At 38.7% G+C, this 19,243-nt stretch carries 22 protein-coding genes; all 22 read right to left on the reverse strand.

Going from position 1 to position 19,243, the window contains the following annotated elements:
- Window position 1 precedes the first annotated feature (1 nt).
- Window positions 2-835, reverse strand: coding sequence for an NAD(+)/NADH kinase (locus LQE94_RS02310; protein ID WP_240576896.1), 834 nt, complete (start codon window positions 833-835; stop codon window positions 2-4).
- Between the two features lie 10 nt (window positions 836-845).
- On the reverse strand, window positions 846-1,652 hold the full coding sequence (locus tag LQE94_RS02315) for a TlyA family RNA methyltransferase (RefSeq protein WP_240576897.1): 807 nt from the start codon (window positions 1,650-1,652) through the stop codon (window positions 846-848).
- 1 nt (window position 1,653) lies between these two features.
- Window positions 1,654-3,528: a 1-deoxy-D-xylulose-5-phosphate synthase gene (gene dxs / locus LQE94_RS02320; protein ID WP_118737018.1), complete on the reverse strand. Its 1,875-nt coding sequence runs from the start codon at window positions 3,526-3,528 to the stop codon at window positions 1,654-1,656.
- 13 nt (window positions 3,529-3,541) lie between these two features.
- Window positions 3,542-4,432 (reverse strand): polyprenyl synthetase family protein, encoded by an 891-nt coding sequence (locus tag LQE94_RS02325; protein WP_118723754.1) that lies wholly within the window; start codon window positions 4,430-4,432, stop codon window positions 3,542-3,544.
- Window positions 4,422-4,655 carry an exodeoxyribonuclease VII small subunit gene (gene xseB, locus LQE94_RS02330; protein ID WP_022076132.1) on the reverse strand — a complete coding sequence of 78 codons (234 nt, stop codon included), beginning with the start codon at window positions 4,653-4,655 and terminating at the stop codon, window positions 4,422-4,424. Before xseB ends, LQE94_RS02325 begins: the two co-directional genes overlap by 11 nt.
- Window positions 4,633-5,859: an exodeoxyribonuclease VII large subunit gene (gene xseA / locus LQE94_RS02335; protein ID WP_118737019.1), complete on the reverse strand. Its 1,227-nt coding sequence runs from the start codon at window positions 5,857-5,859 to the stop codon at window positions 4,633-4,635. Before xseA ends, xseB begins: the two co-directional genes overlap by 23 nt.
- Window positions 5,860-5,898: 39 nt before the next feature.
- Window positions 5,899-6,297 (reverse strand): transcription antitermination factor NusB, encoded by a 399-nt coding sequence (gene nusB, locus LQE94_RS02340; protein WP_118737061.1) that lies wholly within the window; start codon window positions 6,295-6,297, stop codon window positions 5,899-5,901.
- 154 nt (window positions 6,298-6,451) lie between these two features.
- Complete coding sequence (locus tag LQE94_RS02345; RefSeq protein ID WP_022076129.1) at window positions 6,452-6,835, reverse strand: Asp23/Gls24 family envelope stress response protein; 384 nt, start codon at window positions 6,833-6,835, stop codon at window positions 6,452-6,454.
- Window positions 6,836-6,917: 82 nt separating this feature from the next.
- A complete protein-coding gene (locus tag LQE94_RS02350) occupies window positions 6,918-8,510 on the reverse strand; it encodes a peptide chain release factor 3 (RefSeq protein WP_118723756.1) in 1,593 nt (530 codons plus the stop codon).
- 132 nt (window positions 8,511-8,642) lie between these two features.
- On the reverse strand, window positions 8,643-9,254 hold the full coding sequence (locus LQE94_RS02355; RefSeq protein ID WP_022076127.1) for a SpoIIIAH-like family protein: 612 nt from the start codon (window positions 9,252-9,254) through the stop codon (window positions 8,643-8,645).
- 13 nt (window positions 9,255-9,267) lie between these two features.
- Complete coding sequence (locus LQE94_RS02360; protein ID WP_118723757.1) at window positions 9,268-9,861, reverse strand: stage III sporulation protein AG; 594 nt, start codon at window positions 9,859-9,861, stop codon at window positions 9,268-9,270.
- The gene (locus tag LQE94_RS02365; RefSeq protein ID WP_118723758.1) at window positions 9,818-10,153 is read right to left on the reverse strand and encodes a stage III sporulation protein AF; all 336 of its coding nucleotides are present in this window, start codon (window positions 10,151-10,153) and stop codon (window positions 9,818-9,820) included. Before LQE94_RS02365 ends, LQE94_RS02360 begins: the two co-directional genes overlap by 44 nt.
- Before the next feature lie 14 nt (window positions 10,154-10,167).
- Window positions 10,168-11,331, reverse strand: coding sequence for a stage III sporulation protein AE (locus LQE94_RS02370; protein ID WP_118723759.1), 1,164 nt, complete (start codon window positions 11,329-11,331; stop codon window positions 10,168-10,170).
- Complete coding sequence (spoIIIAD, locus tag LQE94_RS02375; protein ID WP_022076123.1) at window positions 11,328-11,714, reverse strand: stage III sporulation protein AD; 387 nt, start codon at window positions 11,712-11,714, stop codon at window positions 11,328-11,330. Before spoIIIAD ends, LQE94_RS02370 begins: the two co-directional genes overlap by 4 nt.
- 56 nt (window positions 11,715-11,770) lie before the next feature.
- Window positions 11,771-11,965 carry a stage III sporulation protein AC gene (gene spoIIIAC, locus LQE94_RS02380; protein WP_022076122.1) on the reverse strand — a complete coding sequence of 65 codons (195 nt, stop codon included), beginning with the start codon at window positions 11,963-11,965 and terminating at the stop codon, window positions 11,771-11,773.
- Window positions 11,966-11,979: 14 nt separating this feature from the next.
- Complete coding sequence (locus LQE94_RS02385) at window positions 11,980-12,498, reverse strand: stage III sporulation protein AB (RefSeq protein WP_022076121.1); 519 nt, start codon at window positions 12,496-12,498, stop codon at window positions 11,980-11,982.
- A complete protein-coding gene (gene spoIIIAA, locus LQE94_RS02390; protein ID WP_022076120.1) occupies window positions 12,483-13,427 on the reverse strand; it encodes a stage III sporulation protein AA in 945 nt (314 codons plus the stop codon). Before spoIIIAA ends, LQE94_RS02385 begins: the two co-directional genes overlap by 16 nt.
- Before the next feature lie 267 nt (window positions 13,428-13,694).
- Window positions 13,695-15,782 (reverse strand): polyribonucleotide nucleotidyltransferase, encoded by a 2,088-nt coding sequence (locus tag LQE94_RS02395; RefSeq protein ID WP_118737021.1) that lies wholly within the window; start codon window positions 15,780-15,782, stop codon window positions 13,695-13,697.
- A 276-nt stretch (window positions 15,783-16,058) separates the two neighbouring features.
- Window positions 16,059-16,325 carry a 30S ribosomal protein S15 gene (gene rpsO / locus LQE94_RS02400; RefSeq protein ID WP_022076118.1) on the reverse strand — a complete coding sequence of 89 codons (267 nt, stop codon included), beginning with the start codon at window positions 16,323-16,325 and terminating at the stop codon, window positions 16,059-16,061.
- A 111-nt stretch (window positions 16,326-16,436) separates the two neighbouring features.
- Entirely contained in the window at window positions 16,437-17,327 is an 891-nt protein-coding gene (locus LQE94_RS02405; protein WP_118723761.1) for a bifunctional riboflavin kinase/FAD synthetase, read from the reverse strand.
- A gap of 1 nt (window position 17,328) precedes the next feature.
- Window positions 17,329-18,264 carry a tRNA pseudouridine(55) synthase TruB gene (truB, locus tag LQE94_RS02410; RefSeq protein ID WP_240576898.1) on the reverse strand — a complete coding sequence of 312 codons (936 nt, stop codon included), beginning with the start codon at window positions 18,262-18,264 and terminating at the stop codon, window positions 17,329-17,331.
- A 5-nt stretch (window positions 18,265-18,269) separates the two neighbouring features.
- Window positions 18,270-19,241, reverse strand: a complete 972-nt coding sequence (locus LQE94_RS02415) for a DHH family phosphoesterase (RefSeq protein WP_240576899.1) — start codon at window positions 19,239-19,241, stop codon at window positions 18,270-18,272.
- Window positions 19,242-19,243 lie beyond the last annotated feature (2 nt).

Consider the following 19,243-nt stretch of genomic DNA (forward strand, 5'->3'; position numbering starts at 1 on the left):
CCTAATTTCCTTTCATTTTTTCTCGCATAGTTATCATGAAACTTTCTTTATTCAATTTAATCAGCTTTGTAGTATCTTCAGCTTTTTGAACCACAACACGATCTCCTGTACGAACAGCAATCTCTTCCGCCCCATCAAATGTAACTAACGCATGCTCTTGTCTTCCATATCTACCTTCACAGACTTTTACTTCTATTGTATCCTCTGCCGAAAGTACGACGCTACTTGCATTAAGTGCATGCGAACAAATCGGAGTAATTACAAACATACTTGCCGTTGGCTCAACAATCGGTCCTCCCGCAGACAGATTATATCCTGTTGTTCCTGTCGGTGTCGATATGATTACTCCATCCGCACGATAACTATTTAAAAGTGCTCCGTTCACATAAATATCCAGATGTACCACACGAAGCTCTCCCGAACGCGTCACTACAATATCATTCACTGCAACGTGCGATTTTCCTCCATTAACACTTCCTCGCAACATCATACGATCTTCCACTTCTGGCTCTTTTGCAAACAACTTGTCCAGAGCTGTACGATAATCATGCAATTCTACCTCTGCCAGATACCCCAGCGTTCCCATGTTTACACCAAGTAATGGAATATGATATCCTTCTAATTCTCTTGCAGCACGAATTAAAGTCCCATCTCCTCCAAGAACTATTGCACATTGTATATCTTTTGGCACTGTTCCCGGAATCAAATAACCCTCTTCGTCTTTTTGAGCGATTACACAAGTTTTTCCATTTTTTTCAATGTATTCTTTAATTTCATTTGTTATTCGATAGTCTGTATCTTTTAATTGATTTGTAATCACATAAAATTTATCCATGTTCTTATCCTCAACGTGCCAGCTCCTCGAATGCATGATCCACGACACTAGATAAATCTACTGAAATTTCCGGCGGCTGTCCATCTGGACATTTTTTCAAATGAATCAAATATTCAATGTTTCCCTCTGGTCCTTTAATAGGCGAAAAATCAATATTTAATATTTCAAATCCTATCGAGTGTGCATACTGTGCAACTTTTTCAATCACTTCGTGGTGTGTGCTTCGCTCTCTGACTACCCCTTTCTTTCCAACTTTTTCTCTTCCTGCTTCAAACTGAGGTTTAATCAAAGCCACAATCTCACCCTCCGGTGTTAAATAATTGCGAATCGGCTCCAATACTTTTGTCAATGATATGAATGATACATCAATGGATGAAAAATCAATCGGTTCTCCTATATCTTCCGGAGTAACATAACGGATATTTGTTTTTTCCATACATACAACCCGTTCATCCTGACGAAGTTTCCAATCCAACTGACCTCTTCCCACATCAATTGCAAATACTTTCACTGCCCCGTTTTGCAGCATACAATCTGTAAAACCTCCTGTTGAAGAACCAACATCTGTACATACCTTACCTTCTACCGTAACATCAAAAACTTTCATTGCTTTTTCCAGTTTTAATCCACCACGACTTACATACGGAAGTGTATGCCCCTTAATCTCAATCTGTACTTCTTCCGGAAATGTCGTACCAGCTTTATCTTCTCGCTGTCCCTCGACAAAAACATTACCGGACATAATAATCGCTCTTGCTTTCTCGCGAGATTCTGCAAGATTCCGTTTTACTAATAATACGTCTAATCGTTCCTTCATGTTATTCATTCCTTGCTATATTATAATCTGTAATAATTTTTTCAACTATGTTTGTTTTCTCCAGACCAACTTCTTTTCGCAGTACATCTACATTGCCATGCTCTACATAATCATCCGGAATTCCAAAACTGTGTACATAAACATCTAATCTTTCACGCTCCACACAATCCAATACCTGCTGACCAAATCCACCGGACAGGACATTTTCTTCAATTGTCACATATATACGATGGTTTGCAGCCAATTGTACGAGCATCTCTTTGTCTAATGGTTTTACAAATCTCGCATTGACCAACGTACAAGAATATCCTCTGTTTTTCAATTCTTCTCTGACATCTTTGGCCAGCTTTGCCATATGTCCAACAAAAATAATTGCAATCTCGGATTCCTGATACAACATCTCACTTTTACCATATTCAATCGGCGCCCGGAATTCTTTAAAGCCTTCGTATGCTGCTCCTCTTGGATATCGAAGTGCAATCGGATATTGAAAATCAATTGCATAGCGAACCATATCAGCCATCTCCCAGCGATTTTTCGGAGACATGATCGTCATATTTGGAATCGTTGTTAAAAATGACAAGTCAAAAAGTCCCTGATGCGTTTCTCCGTCACTTCCAACCAGACCGGCACGATCTACGGCAAGCACAACCGGAAGATTCTGGAGACAGACATCATGAATTGCCTGATCATAGGCACGCTGTAAAAATGAAGAATACAATGCTACGACAGGCTTCATGCCACCAGCCGCCAGTCCTGCTGCAAATGTCAGTGCATGCTCCTCTGCTATTCCCACATCAAAGAATCTGTCCGGAAAATGTTTTGCAAATCGGTTTAACCCTGTTCCATCTGCCATTGCAGCTGTAATCGTTACGACCTTTTCATCTTTCTTTCCAACATCTGTTATTACTTTTGAAAATACATCTGTATAAGAATCCTTTTCGGATGTCTGCTTTGCTTCCCCTGTTTCAATAACAAATGGCGGAGTTCCATGAAAGCGGGATGGATTTTTCTCTGCCGGTAAATAACCTTTACCCTTTTTTGTAAGAACATGTACAAGCACAGCATGATTCAATCGTTTTGCTTCACTAAATACTTTATAAAGTTTTCTTATATCATGTCCGTCTACCGGTCCCAGATACGTAATCCCCATATCTTCAAAAAACATTCCCGGCACAAGAAACTGTTTCAATCCACTCTTTGTCTTTTTAATCTGTGAAACCAGTTTTTCTCCCTTAACAGGAATCTTTTTCAACGTATCTTCCACGCCACGCTTCAACTCTGTATAAGCAGTTGCTGTGCGAAGCCCACTCAAATAATTTGATACGCCTCCCACATTCGGTGAAATGGACATATTATTATCATTTAAAACAATAATAAAATTGCTTTTTACATGTGCAGCATTGTTCAAGGCTTCATATGCCATTCCTCCGGTCAATGATCCGTCTCCAATAACAGACACAACATGATAATCCTGTTTCTGAATGTCTCTGGCTGCCACATATCCAAGTCCGGCTGAGATAGATGTTGAACTATGCCCAGTATCAAACGCATCACAATCACTTTCTTTGCGCTTTGGGAATCCGCTCATTCCGCCATATTTTCTCAGATCATCAAATCCAGCTTTACGTCCTGTCAGTAATTTATGCGTATATGCCTGATGCCCTACATCCCAGATTAATTTATCTTCCGGGAAATCAAGTGCAAGATGCAGTGCTATCGTAAGCTCTACTACACCTAGATTTGAGGCCAAATGCCCTCCGGTGCAGCTTATTTTTTCAATCAAGAAGCTTCTGATCTCCTTAGCTAATACTTCCAATTCCTCTGGCTCTAAGTTTTTAATGTCATTTGCTTTTTGAATCTTTTCTAAAACCATAAGGAACTCCTCCTTATTTCTTCCTGTATATTAATGACTCGAGCAACATCTCCAAGTATTCGTCTGTACTCTCAAGTCTTTTCAATTCCTTAACTGCTTCCTCGGAAAGTTGTTTTACCTCTGCTTTTGCAGCTTCAATTCCTTTCCAGGTTACATACGTTGTCTTTTCATTTTTCTCATCGCTGTGGATTGGTTTTCCTAACACCTCTGCCGTACTTGTCACGTCTAAAATGTCATCCTGGATTTGAAATGCCAGCCCGACTTTTTGTGCTATTGTCTCCACGCTCTTAATTTCATCTTTAGATGCACCTGCAAGAATTGCTCCGATCATCATTGAGCTTTCAATCAATGCACCTGTTTTCAAGCGGTATATAAAATCCAGCGTATCTCCTGAAATGCTCTGACCAGTACACTTTACATCTACAACCTGACCACCTATCATCCCATAAATTCCAGCTTTTTTAGCCAACACTTGAAGTGCTTGCCCTATATTTTCCGCATCTACACCTTCTATAGAAAATGCTGAAACTGCTGTCTCAAATGCATAATTCAAAAGCGCATCTCCGGCAAGGATTCCCATATCTTCTCCATAAACAACATGTGTTGTCTTACGTCCTCTGCGATATTCATCATTGTCCATTGCCGGCAGATCATCATGTACAAGAGAATATGTATGAATCATCTCCATAGCTGCCATAAACGGATAGATTGCTTCTGATGTTCCTGAAAACATACGGTATGTCTCCCACATCAGCATTGGACGTAACCGCTTGCCTCCTGCCATCAAACTATATTCCATGGCCTCCATAATGATTTTTTGTTTTCCTTCTTGTTTTGGAAGATAACGCATTAGAATTGCTTCGATCTGCTCTATTCTTTTCTTTTGTTCTTCTTTAAAATTCATACGTCTCTCCTTCCTCATCTAAAACAAGTACTTTCTTTTCTACAGAATCAATTGTCTCGTTACATCTCTTTAAAAGCTGCATTCCCTCGTTGTAATACTGAAAGGATTCTTCCAAAGAGCTTTCCGGATTTTCCAGATTCTTAACTACTTCCTCTAATTTTGAAAATAACTCTTCCAGAGGAATCTGTGTCTCTTTCTGTTCACTCTTTTTCTCTTCTAACATCATACTCCTCCTTATATATATCCACCACCTGTGTACGAACACGCCCATCTGTCACATACACATCAAGTACTTCTCCTTGCTTTGTATCTTTAATGCTTCTCACTGTCCGCCCCGATTTATCCGTTACATATGCATACCCTTGATTCAATTTCTGAAGCGGTGACAATCCTTTCATTTTCTCTATATAAATTGCCAGTTTATGCCTGCTCTCTTCCAATGCCGAATTCATTCTGATACGCATACGACTGTCTAAATCAGCCAGATATTGTCTTTGTTCATTCAATTTCTGACGTGGATGAGCTACTTTTAATCGAAATGCCATCTGTTCCGTCTGCCGTCTGGAAAAATCTATACGCTGCCTTATCTGTTGATACATTCTTCTCTTATATTCTTCACACATTATCTGAACCGAAGATAGTTCGTATACTGCCAATTCTGCTGCCGCAGATGGTGTAGGTGCCCTCAAATCGGCAACATAATCCGATATCAACGTATCTGTCTCATGCCCAACGGCAGAAATAATCGGAATTGTGCATTCGAAAATTGCTCTTGCCACAGCCTCTTCATTAAATGCCCATAAATCTTCCATTGAGCCTCCGCCACGTCCGACAATGATCACATCTACGTTTTGTTGTTCCATCATCCGGATTCCACGGACGATACTTGCAGCTGCGCCTTCTCCCTGTACAAGTGCAGGATATAAAATCAACTGTACATAAGGATTTCTTCGCTTAGAAATATTGATGATGTCTCGCACTGCCGCTCCTGTCGGTGCTGTCACAATACCGACACTCTTCACATAGCGTGGTATCGGCTGCTTGTACTCGGCAGCAAACATCCCCATCTCCTCAAGCTCTTTCTTCAAAGCCTCAAATCGTTCATATAGTGCTCCTGCCCCATCCAGGATAATCTCTTTTGCGTAAAGCTGATATTTTCCGTCTCTTTCGTACACGCTTACAGAACCAAGCACGATTACATTCTGCCCTTCCTGCATACGAAAAGAAAGCCCCGACCTTGCACTTGCGAACATAACGCATGCTATCGTTCCGGACTCATCTTTCAGCGAAAAATAAATATGACCAGAAGTATGATATTTACAATTCGATACTTCTCCTTTTACATATATGTGATTCAGCATAAAATCCTGGCTAAACATATTCTTCACATAAGAATTAACTTGTTTAACCGAATAAACATTACGCATATGTTATGCCTCCTAATGTCTGCTATTATCCGATTAACACTAGTTTGCGATCTTAGCCAGCACACCATTTACAAAAGCAGGTCCCTCTTCTCCACTGAATCTCTTAGAGAGTTCTACTGCCTCGTTAATCGCTACTCCAGTCGGAACATCTTCGTCCCACTTAATCTCGTATACTGCCAGTCGCAGAATCGTAAGATCCACTTTGTTCATACGAGTTGTTTTCCATCCTTCACATTTTTCATTGATCAGATCATCAATCTCAGAAACTTTCTCTACAACTGCATGATACTTATTCTCTATATATTCTTTATCCTGCTCTGTCGCATTCTCCAGACTTGCAAAATATAATTGCAAATGTTCCGGCATCTCGTCCATCTCATTAAATTCTATCTGAAAAAGCATCTTAAATACATGCTCTCGAAGTTCTGTTCTTTTCATAACAGCTCCTTTCCACATTTTCTCTCATGTTTCTTTATTGTTATTCAGATCATAAAAAGCTGCTTACAACTTTTTATCACGACCCATCAGGTAAGAAAAAGGATGTCTGTACGACATCCTTTTTACTACGCCGCTTCTTAGAATAATCAAACTTTTATTCCTGATTATCCATCTCAACTCCAGCCACACGAATATTAATATCTGCTACTTCCAGACCTGTCATATTCTCGATTGCTGCTTTTACTTTCTCCTGCACCTTCTCTGTTACAGTCATAATGCTATAATTATACTTCAGATTTAATGCCAGTGAAACTGTCACAACGCCTTCCAGCACGTCAACCTTCACACCTTTAGACAAATTTTTCATACCGAGCTTACTAATCAGTTCGTTTGTGATATTGCCTGCCATAGATGCAACGCCTTCAACTTCTGTTGCTGCAAGTGCTGCAATGATTGCTACTACTTCATCTGCAATCTTAACTTCTCCTTTGCTGCTGTCATTGTGTATTGTATAAGTGGTTCTTTCTTCCTTCGCCATTTTTCAAAACCTCCTGTATGGTTCAATCTGTAAGTATTATACCAAATATTAGTCTATTTGCAAAGAAATTTGTCTGTTTTCTTTAAGAACGTCCAAATTCCGAAAGCTGCAGTCCCTCGTTTCTTTCCAATGTCATACGAATACTCCATTCATGCACAAATAACAATAATGGACGGTCCTTCAAATCTTTAATCTTCTTCATATCTGAAGTACCAGACAATTTAGCCATATCAATTTCATCATTTTCAATCCAGCGGATATATTCGTATGGCAGATTTTCCAGTCTGATCTCCACGTTATATTCATTTTGCAAACGATATTTCAAAACATCAAATTGCAGAACACCGACTACTCCAACGATAATTTCTTCCATTCCTGTATTATATTCCTGGAAAATCTGGATTGCACCTTCCTGAGCGATCTGATTAATACCTTTTACGAACTGCTTACGTTTCATTGTATCAACCTGACGCACCCTTGCAAAATGTTCCGGTGCAAATGTCGGAATTCCTTCATATGCAAATTTTTCTTTTGATGTTGTCAATGTATCTCCAATTGAAAAGATGCCTGGATCAAATACCCCGATAATATCTCCTGCGTAAGCTTTTTCAATCATTTTACGTTCACTTGCCATCATCTGTTGTGGCTGAGACAAACGAATATCCTTTCCACCCTGCACATGATATACAGACATTCCCGCATCAAACTCACCAGAACAGATTCTCATAAATGCAATACGGTCACGATGTGCCTTATTCATATTAGCCTGGATTTTAAATACGAATGCAGAAAAATCTTTTTCTTCTAATGGATCAATCAACCCATGATCTGATTTTCTTGGAAGCGGAGAACTTGTCATTGCCAGGAAATGTTTCAAAAATGTCTCCACGCCAAAGTTTGTAAGCGCAGAACCAAAGAATACCGGTGAAAGTTCTCCTTTTGAAACAAGCTCCATATCAAATTCAGCTGCGGCACCATCTAACAATTCGATCTCATCTGCCAAGATACTTTTCGCCTCATTGCCAAGGATTTCATCAAGACTCGGGTCATCGGCACTAAGTATCTCGACTTCTCCCATGCGTGTACCCTTCTGCGTATCAGAAAATAATTCCACTTCATTTTTTTGACGGTCATATACACCTTTAAACGCTTTTCCAGAACCAATTGGCCAGTTTACAGGGCAAGTTGCGATTCCCAACTCTTTTTCAATATCATCCAAGAGTTCAAATGTATCCATCGCGTCTCTATCCATCTTATTAATAAATGTAAAGATTGGTATATGACGCATTACACATACCTTGAACAGTTTTCTCGTCTGTGCTTCAACACCTTTCGATGCATCAATTACCATCACCGCAGAATCCGCAGCCATCAAAGTACGGTACGTATCTTCCGAGAAATCCTGATGTCCAGGTGTATCCAGAATATTGATACAATATCCACCATAATTAAACTGTAAAACCGAAGAAGTAACAGAAATACCTCTTTCCTTTTCAATCTCCATCCAGTCTGAAACTGCATGCTTTGCTGTTGCTTTTCCTTTCACTGAACCTGCTTGGTTAATTGCACCTCCATATAACAGGAATTTTTCTGTAAGTGTTGTCTTTCCTGCATCCGGATGAGAAATTATCGCAAAGGTTCTTCTTTTCTTTATCTCATTTGTAAAATCAGACATATTATTATCTCCTATCAAACATTATCGCATATGGAGTTTATTTTATCACATTCTTTTTTCCCCCGCAATGCTTTACATTAAGAATTCGCACTGATATATAATTTTTATCCACTCTTCTTTTATGTTTTGATTTTATTCACTTGCATGAATTGGACTGATCACAATATTCTCCGGCGCTATTTCAGTTTTTCTTGTTACAATATCTTCAATTTGAGCTCGATTTGCATCTGTCAGTTCGGCTGCATTTACAACAATATCTGCCGAATCTTCTGTAAGATTAACGACTGCATCCGAAAAACCTTTTGATGACATCAATGTTTCTATCGCCATCTCCTGTTCAGATAATTCAGTCATTTTCAGCATCTGTGCAATCGCATCTTGTTTTTCTTCTTCACTGACTGTAGTACTGTCAATGATCGACTGCAGCATCTCTTTATTTTCTGAACGCACTTGTTCGCGTGATATTTTAGCCTGTGCCACAGTGGATTCCATGCTTCCGCTTGTCAAAACTGCCTCGCCTGGGGTTCCTTCCACATCCGAATCATTGCTTGCGATTTCATTGTTTCCAAGATCATCCTCCGAAATATCCAAAAGTTCCTTATTTGCCATATCTGCATTTGTCTCTTCCGTTCCACTTTTCGTTTCTCCAAATAGTTTCCCTGAATAATTCAAATATCCGGCAATTGCAATCATAACAGCCAGCGTAGTAATAATAATTTGGTTCTTTTTGAATATTTGTTTCATGTAAAAACCTCCCTTATGTATCTGTCCGTTTCATTATTTTAATCTTATGCGCTTCCACTCCAAATAATGCCCGGATTGCGTCTGTAATATTCTTCACTACAACAGCATTATCTCCACCATCTGCCACAACAAGCACTCCTGCTATTTCCGGAGTCAGTTCCTGACTCACATATGGAATTTCTGTCCCATCTGACTGACGCTCATAAATACTGGTTCCATCTGAACTTTTTGTTTCAGAACTATTTGTTATTCCCGCCTCATTTGTGTTTGAATCAGACTGATTGTTTATACTTTGATCTTTTTCCACGATTTTCTGCCCAGATGATTTTAAGGTAATAACAATTTCTGTTCTTCCAACCCCATCTACTGATTCCAGGACATTTGTCAGACGTTTTTCCAGATACTCCTCATAATTTTCCAGATTTGTCTGCACATTTCTTACAGAACTTGTCTCTTGTATCGTTTTCTCTGCTTTCGAATCCTTTTTTGATATAGGAAATGCAACAACCAACAGTAAAATTCCCACAAGAAATATCAGCAGCAACTGGTTTTTTCTACTTAAATTATCTTTCCATTGTTCCAGAATCTGTTTCCATTTCTTCTCCATTTTTCCAATCCTCCGGAAGAAAATCTATAATATCTATATTTTCAAAATAATTATCTTTTTCCAGCAACTCTCTTTTCTCCTGCTCATATTCTCGATTATTATATATCTCCCAAAAATTTTGTTCCATTCCTGTCACTTTTAAAATTGGTGTTACCAAAAGTAGGATAAGCACAAGACCTGCAAAAAACTGAATATATTTTTTATACTCTTTTCCCGGCAGCACTTCCAAAACAGCAGTAAATATAACCAGATAACAGACCAGATTCTGAATCCATTCATAGAGCAAATCCATTCTCTTTTCACCTCTCAGGTGGCAGCTGCTGCCACTACAGCAATCGTAATCAAAAACAGTATCATTGTAGTTATAATAATCTGTAACAGCAATTCATACCCCTCACTTACACTGCTGATACAACCTGTGATCCTTGAATCAGATATCGGCTGTATCATTGCCGCAACAAGCTTATACAAAAAAGTCAAGAGTGCTGTCTGGATGATCGGCATAAGACAAATTCCAACAATCACGATTGCCCCTGCCATTCCTATTCCATTTTTAATCAATACTGCTGTTCCAAATATTACATCCGCCACACTTCCAAATGTATTCCCAATCCCCGGAATTGCTGTCAGTGATTTTGTCCATGCACTCTTCTTAAGTGTATCCATCGCAGGTCCCAAAAGCCCCTGTACAACATTCACTCCAATCACAATGCCGATCAGACTTTTCAGGCTCCACTGTATTCCTTTTTTTACCAGCTCTGCAAATTCTGACAATACCTCTTCTTCCAGCATATAGTTCATTACCTGAATCATAATGTATAAATTTATGATTGGAAGTAAAAAGCGAAATACCACTATCTCTACCAGGTAGATCAGCACCAAAATAAAATTGTAAAACATCAATGCACTGCTGCTTCCCGCCGCAAACACCACCGACAAAAGATATCCCGGACAGAGTACTTTCATAAATTCCAGAATATTTTCCATTTTTTCCTCTATGCCGGATATTGCAATCCGAAATGAGTTCAAACTCATTGTGATCAAAAGCATATATAAAATATAAAAACTAATCTCCCCCACTTGTTTATTTTGCAATGCATTTGAAAAATTTGTAAATACCGCTGCTGTGATTGCAATAAAAAGAATATGTACCAAATTTGTTTTATTTGCACGAAATTCATAACTAATCTGGTCTTTTACATACGAAAGTATCTTAATTCCTGTTTCTTGAAGATTTCCTTGCATCAATGTTTCCACTATATCTTGAAAACAAATTTTTTCATCCGGAAATAACAGCTTCAGATTTTGATTTATTTCAGAAAAATCCACTTCTCCCAAAATCTTATTTTTTATTTCTTCCTGTAGTATATCGCTTTGATCTTTTTCAGTTTCGGCAGCACTTACATAGAAACACATATTCACACAGATAAATAAAAATAATAGTATTAAATATCCCCTTTTATTTCTCATGAAAGGAACTCCTGTATTGTCTCTAACAACGTAAGCAGAACCGGAATACCAAGGACAAGTATTGTCAGTTTACTAAATATTTCTATTTGCACAGATATTGTCTGATACCCTGCATCTTTGCAAATGCTAGAGCAAAATTCTGCAATATAAGTAATTCCAATCATCTTTAACAACGTATATAGATATACTGTATTCATATTCAAATACTGTCGGATTTCTTCAATTGCATCAACAAAAATTGTTAATCTTTCTACAATACAAGCAAAAATCAAAATACTTACCGCCACACTTATATAAATCCCATATTCTGATCTGCCATTTTTAAACTGTACTGCCATCAGCACACCTAATACTCCGACAATCCCTATCTGAACAATATTCATATTACCTTCACCTTGCTTTGCCCGACTCCTAAAATTATCTTTACCTTCCGTCCATTTTATAATGCAAATAATTGTTTCATCGTAATAAACAAGTCGTAAATATACGGCAGTACCCAGGAAAGCACAAGAACAAGTGCTGCAAAACTTACAAGAAATGCCTGCTCGTCTCTGCCACTATGCTTTAGCACTTGGCTTAGAATAGACACCAGAATCCCAACTGCCGCTATTTTAAAAATTAAATTGATCGTCATGGTGTCCCTCCGTATCACAATAATATCACTACCAGAAAAATTCCTGCCATCACTCCCAGACAACTTCCAATCCGTCTTTTTGTCTCAATTCCTTCTCTCATCTTCTCAATTTCCAGTTCAAGTCGTTCAATATAAAGCTGCAGATTCCGGCTTTCTACTGCTGTGTGATTTTGTCCCAGATAGCATCCCAGCTCCTTTAATTGAATTAAATGAGACGGCTTTAGACTTAATTCTCCCAAGTATTGATCAATCGTACGCATCCAAATTGTAAAAAATTCATCTGCCTCTCTGTTTTCTACCTGCTTTTGCATTGCTAAAAGCCAGTTTTTGTATGGTTGTTTTACCCGCTGTGCTATCTTTCCGAATACTTCACCTATCGGTGCGACACAATATTCTAATTCCCCCTTTAATAAATAAATTAAATGCCGGATATACAACATTTTTTCCAGATAAATTTGTAATTCTTTACTGTACAAAAAACCAATCCCGCTCGTTGCAGCAATCACCAGTATACCGCCTATAATCCGCTGCATAGCAAACTCCCCCGCTCATCATAAATCGTTTTGATTTCCCCCGGATGATGCCTGTTTTCCAAAATAACATAACGTTCAAACCGACGCTTCCTTATCAGATCTCCAAGTACCGGCTTTTGCGATGCTTCCTCCATGTCCATTCCATGTACACTTGCAATTAATTTACATCCACATTGCATTGCATATTCTACCGCATGAACATCTTCACTTGTTCCAATCTCATCAATTGCAAGTACGTGTGGTGCCATTGACCGGATCAGCATGATCATTCCTTCTGCTTTGGGACAACAATCCAAAATATCTGTCCGCATTCCAAGATGATTCTGTGCCACACCAAGATAACACCCACCTAATTCTGACCGTTCATCTACTACCCCCACCGTGCATCCCCGAACATATTGATTTCCATCGGATATCTGGCGAATGATATCTCTGATCAGTGTTGTCTTCCCGCATCGTGGCGGTGATATGATTAACGTATGACATACTTCTCTGTTTTTTGTTATATACTGCATGATTGAATCTGCGCATCCGATTATTTCATGTGCAACACGAATATTCACCGAAGATATGTACTGTAGATTTTTTACTCTGTTATTTTCTAATATCACTTTTCCCATAACGCCAGCCCGATGTCCTCCCTCTATTGTAACGAATCCCTGTTTCAATTCCTGTTCGTATGCATACAACGAATATTTACAAATATAATCCATTGTCTCTCGAATTTCTTCTTTTGTTACAATATGCTTGTTTTTTGCTTTTGATGGCAGTAGCATTTCTACATTTTCATACTCCACAATCAATGGCTGGTCAATACGCAGACGAATCTCTTCTAATTTTTCAAAATCTAATTCTTCATTTTCTATGATTGCTCGAATCGACTTTGCCAGGACATTTAATATTTGTTGCCTTTTTTTATTTTCCCTCATCTTGTCCACCTCTTTAAACAATATATGAAGTGGCAGAAGAATTATGACTAAAAATATTCACCGGACTTTTTTGTAATATATTATGGAAAAAGAATGTGCCTTGACACATTCTTGTGCCTGCGGCGGTCGCTTGTGACACCTACATTATACGCCGCAGTGCGCATCCTTAGCGGAGCGGTTTTTGTATATTAGGAAAGCACTTTCCTAATATACAAAAAGGCGAGGTCTGTGTTCATACACATTCCTCGCCTAAACTCTTATTTTTTATTATTCTGCTACATCTCGCATGCTGAAGCTGAATCTTCCCATCTTATCTTTGCCCATGCAAACAACTTTTACAACATCACCGATATTAAGAACATCTTCTACTTTGTTGATTCTCTCTTTCGAAATCTTGGAAATGTGAACCATTCCTTCTTTTCCAGGAGCGAATTCAACAAATGCTCCAAATTCCTTGATGCTTGTTACTTTACCTTCAAAAATCTGGCCTGCTTCGTAATCTGTTACGATAATGTGGATCATCTTTGCAGCTTCTTCCATCTTCTCTTTATCTGTTCCACAGATTGATACAGCACCTTCATCTGTAATGTCAATCTTCACGCCTGTCTGCTCAATGATTGCATTGATTGTCTTTCCGCGCTGTCCAACTACGTCACCAATCTTCTGTGGATCAATCTGCATCTGCATAATCTTAGGTGCATATGTGCCTACTTCTTCTCTTGGCTGCGCAATTGCTTTATTCATAACTTCATCCAAAATGTAAGTTCTTGCTTTCTTAGTAGCTGCGATTGCTTCCTCAATAATTGCTCTTGTCAGACCATGAATCTTAATATCCATCTGGATTGCTGTGATACCTTTGTGTGTTCCGGCAACCTTGAAATCCATATCTCCAAAGAAATCTTCTAATCCCTGAATATCTGTCAGTACAAGATAATCATCATCTGTCTCACCAGTTACAAGACCTGCTGAAATACCGGCTACTGCTGCCTTGATTGGTACACCCGCTGTCATCAATGACATACTAGATGCACAAATACTAGCCTGTGAAGTAGAACCGTTTGATTCAAATGTTTCTGAGACTGTACGGATTGCATATGGGAATTCGCTTTCGCTTGGCAATACAGGCACTAACGCTCTCTCAGCCAATGCTCCGTGTCCAATCTCACGACGTCCAGGTCCTCTTGATGGTTTCGTCTCTCCTACAGAATATGATGGGAAATTATAATGATGCATATATCTCTTTGTAGTCTCTGCTTCATCCAATCCATCTAATTTCTGTGCTTCTGACAATGGTGCAAGTGTTGTCAGTGTGCAGATCTGTGTCTGTCCACGTGTAAACATTGCAGAACCATGTACTCTAGGAATCAAATCTACCTCTGCTGCCAGTGGACGAATCTGGTCGATTGCACGTCCATCCGGACGCTTATGATCTTTCAGGATCATCTTTCTAACTGTCTTCTTCTGGTACTGATAAACAGCTTCTCCGAGCACTGCAAGCCATTCTTCATTCTCAGCAAATGCTTCTTCTAATTTTTCTGTAATAACACGGATATTCTCTTCTCTTGTCTGTTTGTCATCTGTAAATACCGCATCTTCCATCTCTGCCGGAGGAACAATCTCCTTAATTGCAGTAAACAATTCTTCCGGAACTGCACAGCTCTCATATGCATGTTTTTCTTTTCCACACTCTGCAACGATTGTATCGATAAATGCGATAACTTTCTGGTTCACCTCGTGTGCAGCAAAAATAGCCTCGATCATTTTATCTTCAGGCACTTCATTTGCACCAGCTTCGATCATGATTACTTTCTCTTTTGTAGATGCAACTGTAAGAGCAAGATCTGATACAGCTTTCTGCGCTGCTGTTGGATTAAATACAAATTCTCCATCAACTAAACCAACCTGTGTTGTAGAAATCGGTCCATCAAATGGAATATCAGAAATACTTGTTGCAATCGCAGCTCCGAGCATTGCTGTAAGTTCAGGACTACAATCCTGATCCACTGACATAACCAGATTCTCCAGTGTTACATCATTTCTGTAATCTTTTGGGAATAACGGACGCATCGGACGGTCGATTACACGGCATGTTAAAATCGCATTCTCAGATGCTTTTCCCTCTCGTTTATTAAATCCACCCGGAATCTTACCCACAGCATACATTCTTTCGTTATATTCAACACTTAATGGGAAGAAATCAATACCATCTCTTGGTTTCTCTGAAGCTGTTGCTGTACACAATACAGTTGTATCTCCATAGTGCATCAGAACTGCTCCGTTTGCCTGTTTTGCGACACGATCTACATCGACTCTCAGAGTTCTTCCGGCAAGTTCCATTTCAAACTTTTTATACATGTTTGTTCTCCTTTTTATTTTATCTTTCTGAAAAGTGTCTCATCTATAATTCACTCTTCTGCTTTTCTTTCGTTGTCAGCAGAAGTGTCCGAAACTACTGAAAAAAACAAGAAAACATTCTTACACTTTTCAGTGGTCTCGGGAATCAATCTTCTGCCCGCAATCTTTTATATTATAACATAGGTCCATTGCTTACGCAAGGGCAAAGAAAAAGCCTGATATGATTTTCCTCATATCAGACTTTCCGTTATCTCTTAGGCTTTTGAGCAACTAAAATTATTTTCTTAATCCAAGTTTCTCGATCAAAGCACGATATCTTTCGATATCAATTTTCTTTAAGTATGCAAGAAGTCCTCTTCTCTGTCCAACCATTTTCAAAAGACCTCTTCTTGAGTGGTGATCTTTTGGATTAGCTTTGAAGTGATCTGTCAGCTCGTTGATTCTTGCTGTCAAGATAGCTACCTGTACTTCCGGAGATCCTGTATCTCCTTCGCATCTTCCATATTCTGCAATAATTGCCTGTTTCTTTTCTTTAGAAATCATGTTCTTTTCCTCCTAATAAATATCTTTTATGACCGCCTGACATTAAGCAACGGTTGGAGTCATCCAATTACCGAACGTCGGCTCACAGTTATTAACTATAACATATCTTTCTTATTTTGTAAAGAAGTTTTTCCCATACAAAATATCTTTATCTACGCGTGCTTTCAATTCATCAATCGATGCAAACTTTGTCTCTGGCCGTTCAAACTCATGAAACCATACCTTTACATATTTTCCATAAGTATCTCCAGAATAATCAAACACATACACTTCCGTCAACAAATGCGGTTCATTTTCCACTGTCGGTTTAATCCCTACATTTCCAATTCCATAATATCTTGCACCATCAATTTCAATCTCGCATGCATACACGCCGAACTTCGGTGCGATCTTATGCTCGTCCCATGTAATATTCATTGTGGGAAATCCCAATGTTCTCCCCAACTGGTGTCCGTATTCCACAACACCCTCGGTTCCGTATAAATATCCAAGAAGATTATTGGCTAACGTCACATTTCCTTCTGCAAGTGCTTCTCTTACATAAGTGCTACTAATTTCTCTGCCCTCATACATTTCTTTTTTGATTACATCCAGCTGATATCCACATTGCGCTGCATATTTTTCCAGCATTACCACATCGCCACGTTTCTCATGTCCAAACTGAAAATCTTCTCCGACAACAACTACTGCTGCATGAAATTTTTCAACAAGAATCTGCAAGATAAACTGTTCTGCTTCCATTTCTCGGATTTCTTTTGTAAACGGACATGCGATAAAGCAATCCACTTCTTGTTCCAGTCGTTCTTTTCTCTCCTCTTTGGTGAGTAAAGAATTTCTTCCCATATCAAATGCACACACTACACTTTGAATTTCTTCGGATGCCAACTCCTTGACACGTCCGATCAACTTTTGATGTCCACGATGAAGGCAATCAAACTTTCCCAAAGTTACTGCAGATTTTTTTTCGCTTTGATATGCATTTATGTCTGTTATATATTGCATGCTACTTTTTTAATTCCTCCTGATCCAAAAACATCTTCTCTACCACGAATTTTCGTTCATTTTCATGATAAACAAAAATGCCGATGAAATGTTGTGCCTGATCATATAATCTTATTTGTTCCCCTTCAACAAATTCTGTTGCCTTTGGTTCTTCTTTTAATTTTATCATAGACATTTTCAATTCATTTCCATTGTATGCAAGTGCTTCAAACTTTTTCATTACAATAGCTGCTTTTTTATTCAAAAACATCTCATCAATTGGAATCAATATTTCTGCAAGCTTTTCTTGTTCGCGATATGCTCTGACTTCATCAAGTTTCAAACTATCTTTTAAGTTAAAACAACTCACACGTGTGCGAAGGAGTTGTTCCATACAACCACCGCAGCCCAACTCTTCGCCTATATCATGACAAAGCGTCCTTATATAAGTTCCTTTCGAGCAACTCACTTCCATCCTTACACGCGGTAATTTTACTTCCTTAATTTGAATATCTAAAATCTGAACTTTTCTTGTTTTTCGTTCTACTTCTTTCCCTTCACGAGCCAATTCATATAATTTTTTTCCATTCACCTTCAAGGCTGAATACATTGGTGGAAGCTGATCATATTCACCGATATATCCACAAATGCAATTTTCCACTTGTTCTTCTGTCAGTGCAGCTGTATCTCCCGTTTTTAATACTTCTCCTGAAATATCCTGTGTATCCGTCGTCTTTCCTAAAAGCAGTATTGTCTCGTATGTTTTATTTTTGTCAGTCAGCATATCACAAAGCTTTGTTGCTCTACCAAGACACACCGGCAATACACCTTCTGCATCCGGATCAAGCGTTCCTGTATGACCAATCTTTTTTTGCCCTACGATTCCTCTAAGCTTTGCTACTACATCATGAGATGTATAGCCTTTTTCTTTGTATATATTCAGAATTCCGTTTATCATGAAGCCTATTCCTTTATGCCAATTCCTTTTAACTGTATGTCAATTTCTTTCATAAGATTATTTACTACATCATGCACTGTACCTTTCATCGTACAGCCTGCAGCTTTAACATGTCCGCCACCGCCAAAGTATTTTGCGATTTTACTAACATCAACAGCATCTTTTGAACGAAGACTCACCTTATATTCCTGATATCCTGTCTCATACATAAAAATTGCTACTTCTATCCCTGTGGTGTACCGAAGCTGACTTACAATTCCTTCCAAATCCGATGGCACTGCATTGAAAAATTCCATATCTCTTTTTGACACATAAGAGAAAATACATTTCTTGTCTAATACCATCATACTCTCAAGCAATGCTTTCCCGAGGATTTGATTTTGTACATATGTCTTTTCATAGAATGTCTTATCGATGATATCACTTCCATTTACACCCTTACGGAGCAATTCTGCCGCCGCCTCCATTGTTTCCGGTGCTGTACAGGAATATTGGAACACTCCGGTATCATGGGCAATTCCCATATAAAGTGCTTCCGCGCAATGCAAACTGATTTTATCTTTGTCTATCAATCGATAAACCAATTCTGATGTCGAGCTTGCATCCGGGATTATCTCATTATAATCTGCAAACGCCTCATTACTTACATGATGATCAATACACGCCGTCATCTTTGCACTCTCAAAAAGTGGTGTAGAAAACCCTAATCGTTCTTTGTCTCCACAATCCATACAAATAAAAAGATCATAAACCTTTGAATCATCAATTTCACTATGGATTTTATCTGTATCCTGAATAAAAAGAAAACGATCTGCTAAATTTTCCAGATATACATCAACCTGCAACTCTGGATATTGTTCCTGCAAATAAAGATATAGTCCCATTACAGAGCCGACACAATCTCCGTCCGGACGTATATGTCCCCCGAGAGCAACCGTCTGCTTTTCTGCTAAAATTTCAGATAAAACAATACTCATGT

Origin of the sequence: Mediterraneibacter sp. NSJ-151 (genome assembly GCF_022487435.1) — a bacterium.
Lineage (GTDB): Bacteria > Bacillota > Clostridia > Lachnospirales > Lachnospiraceae > Schaedlerella > Schaedlerella hominis.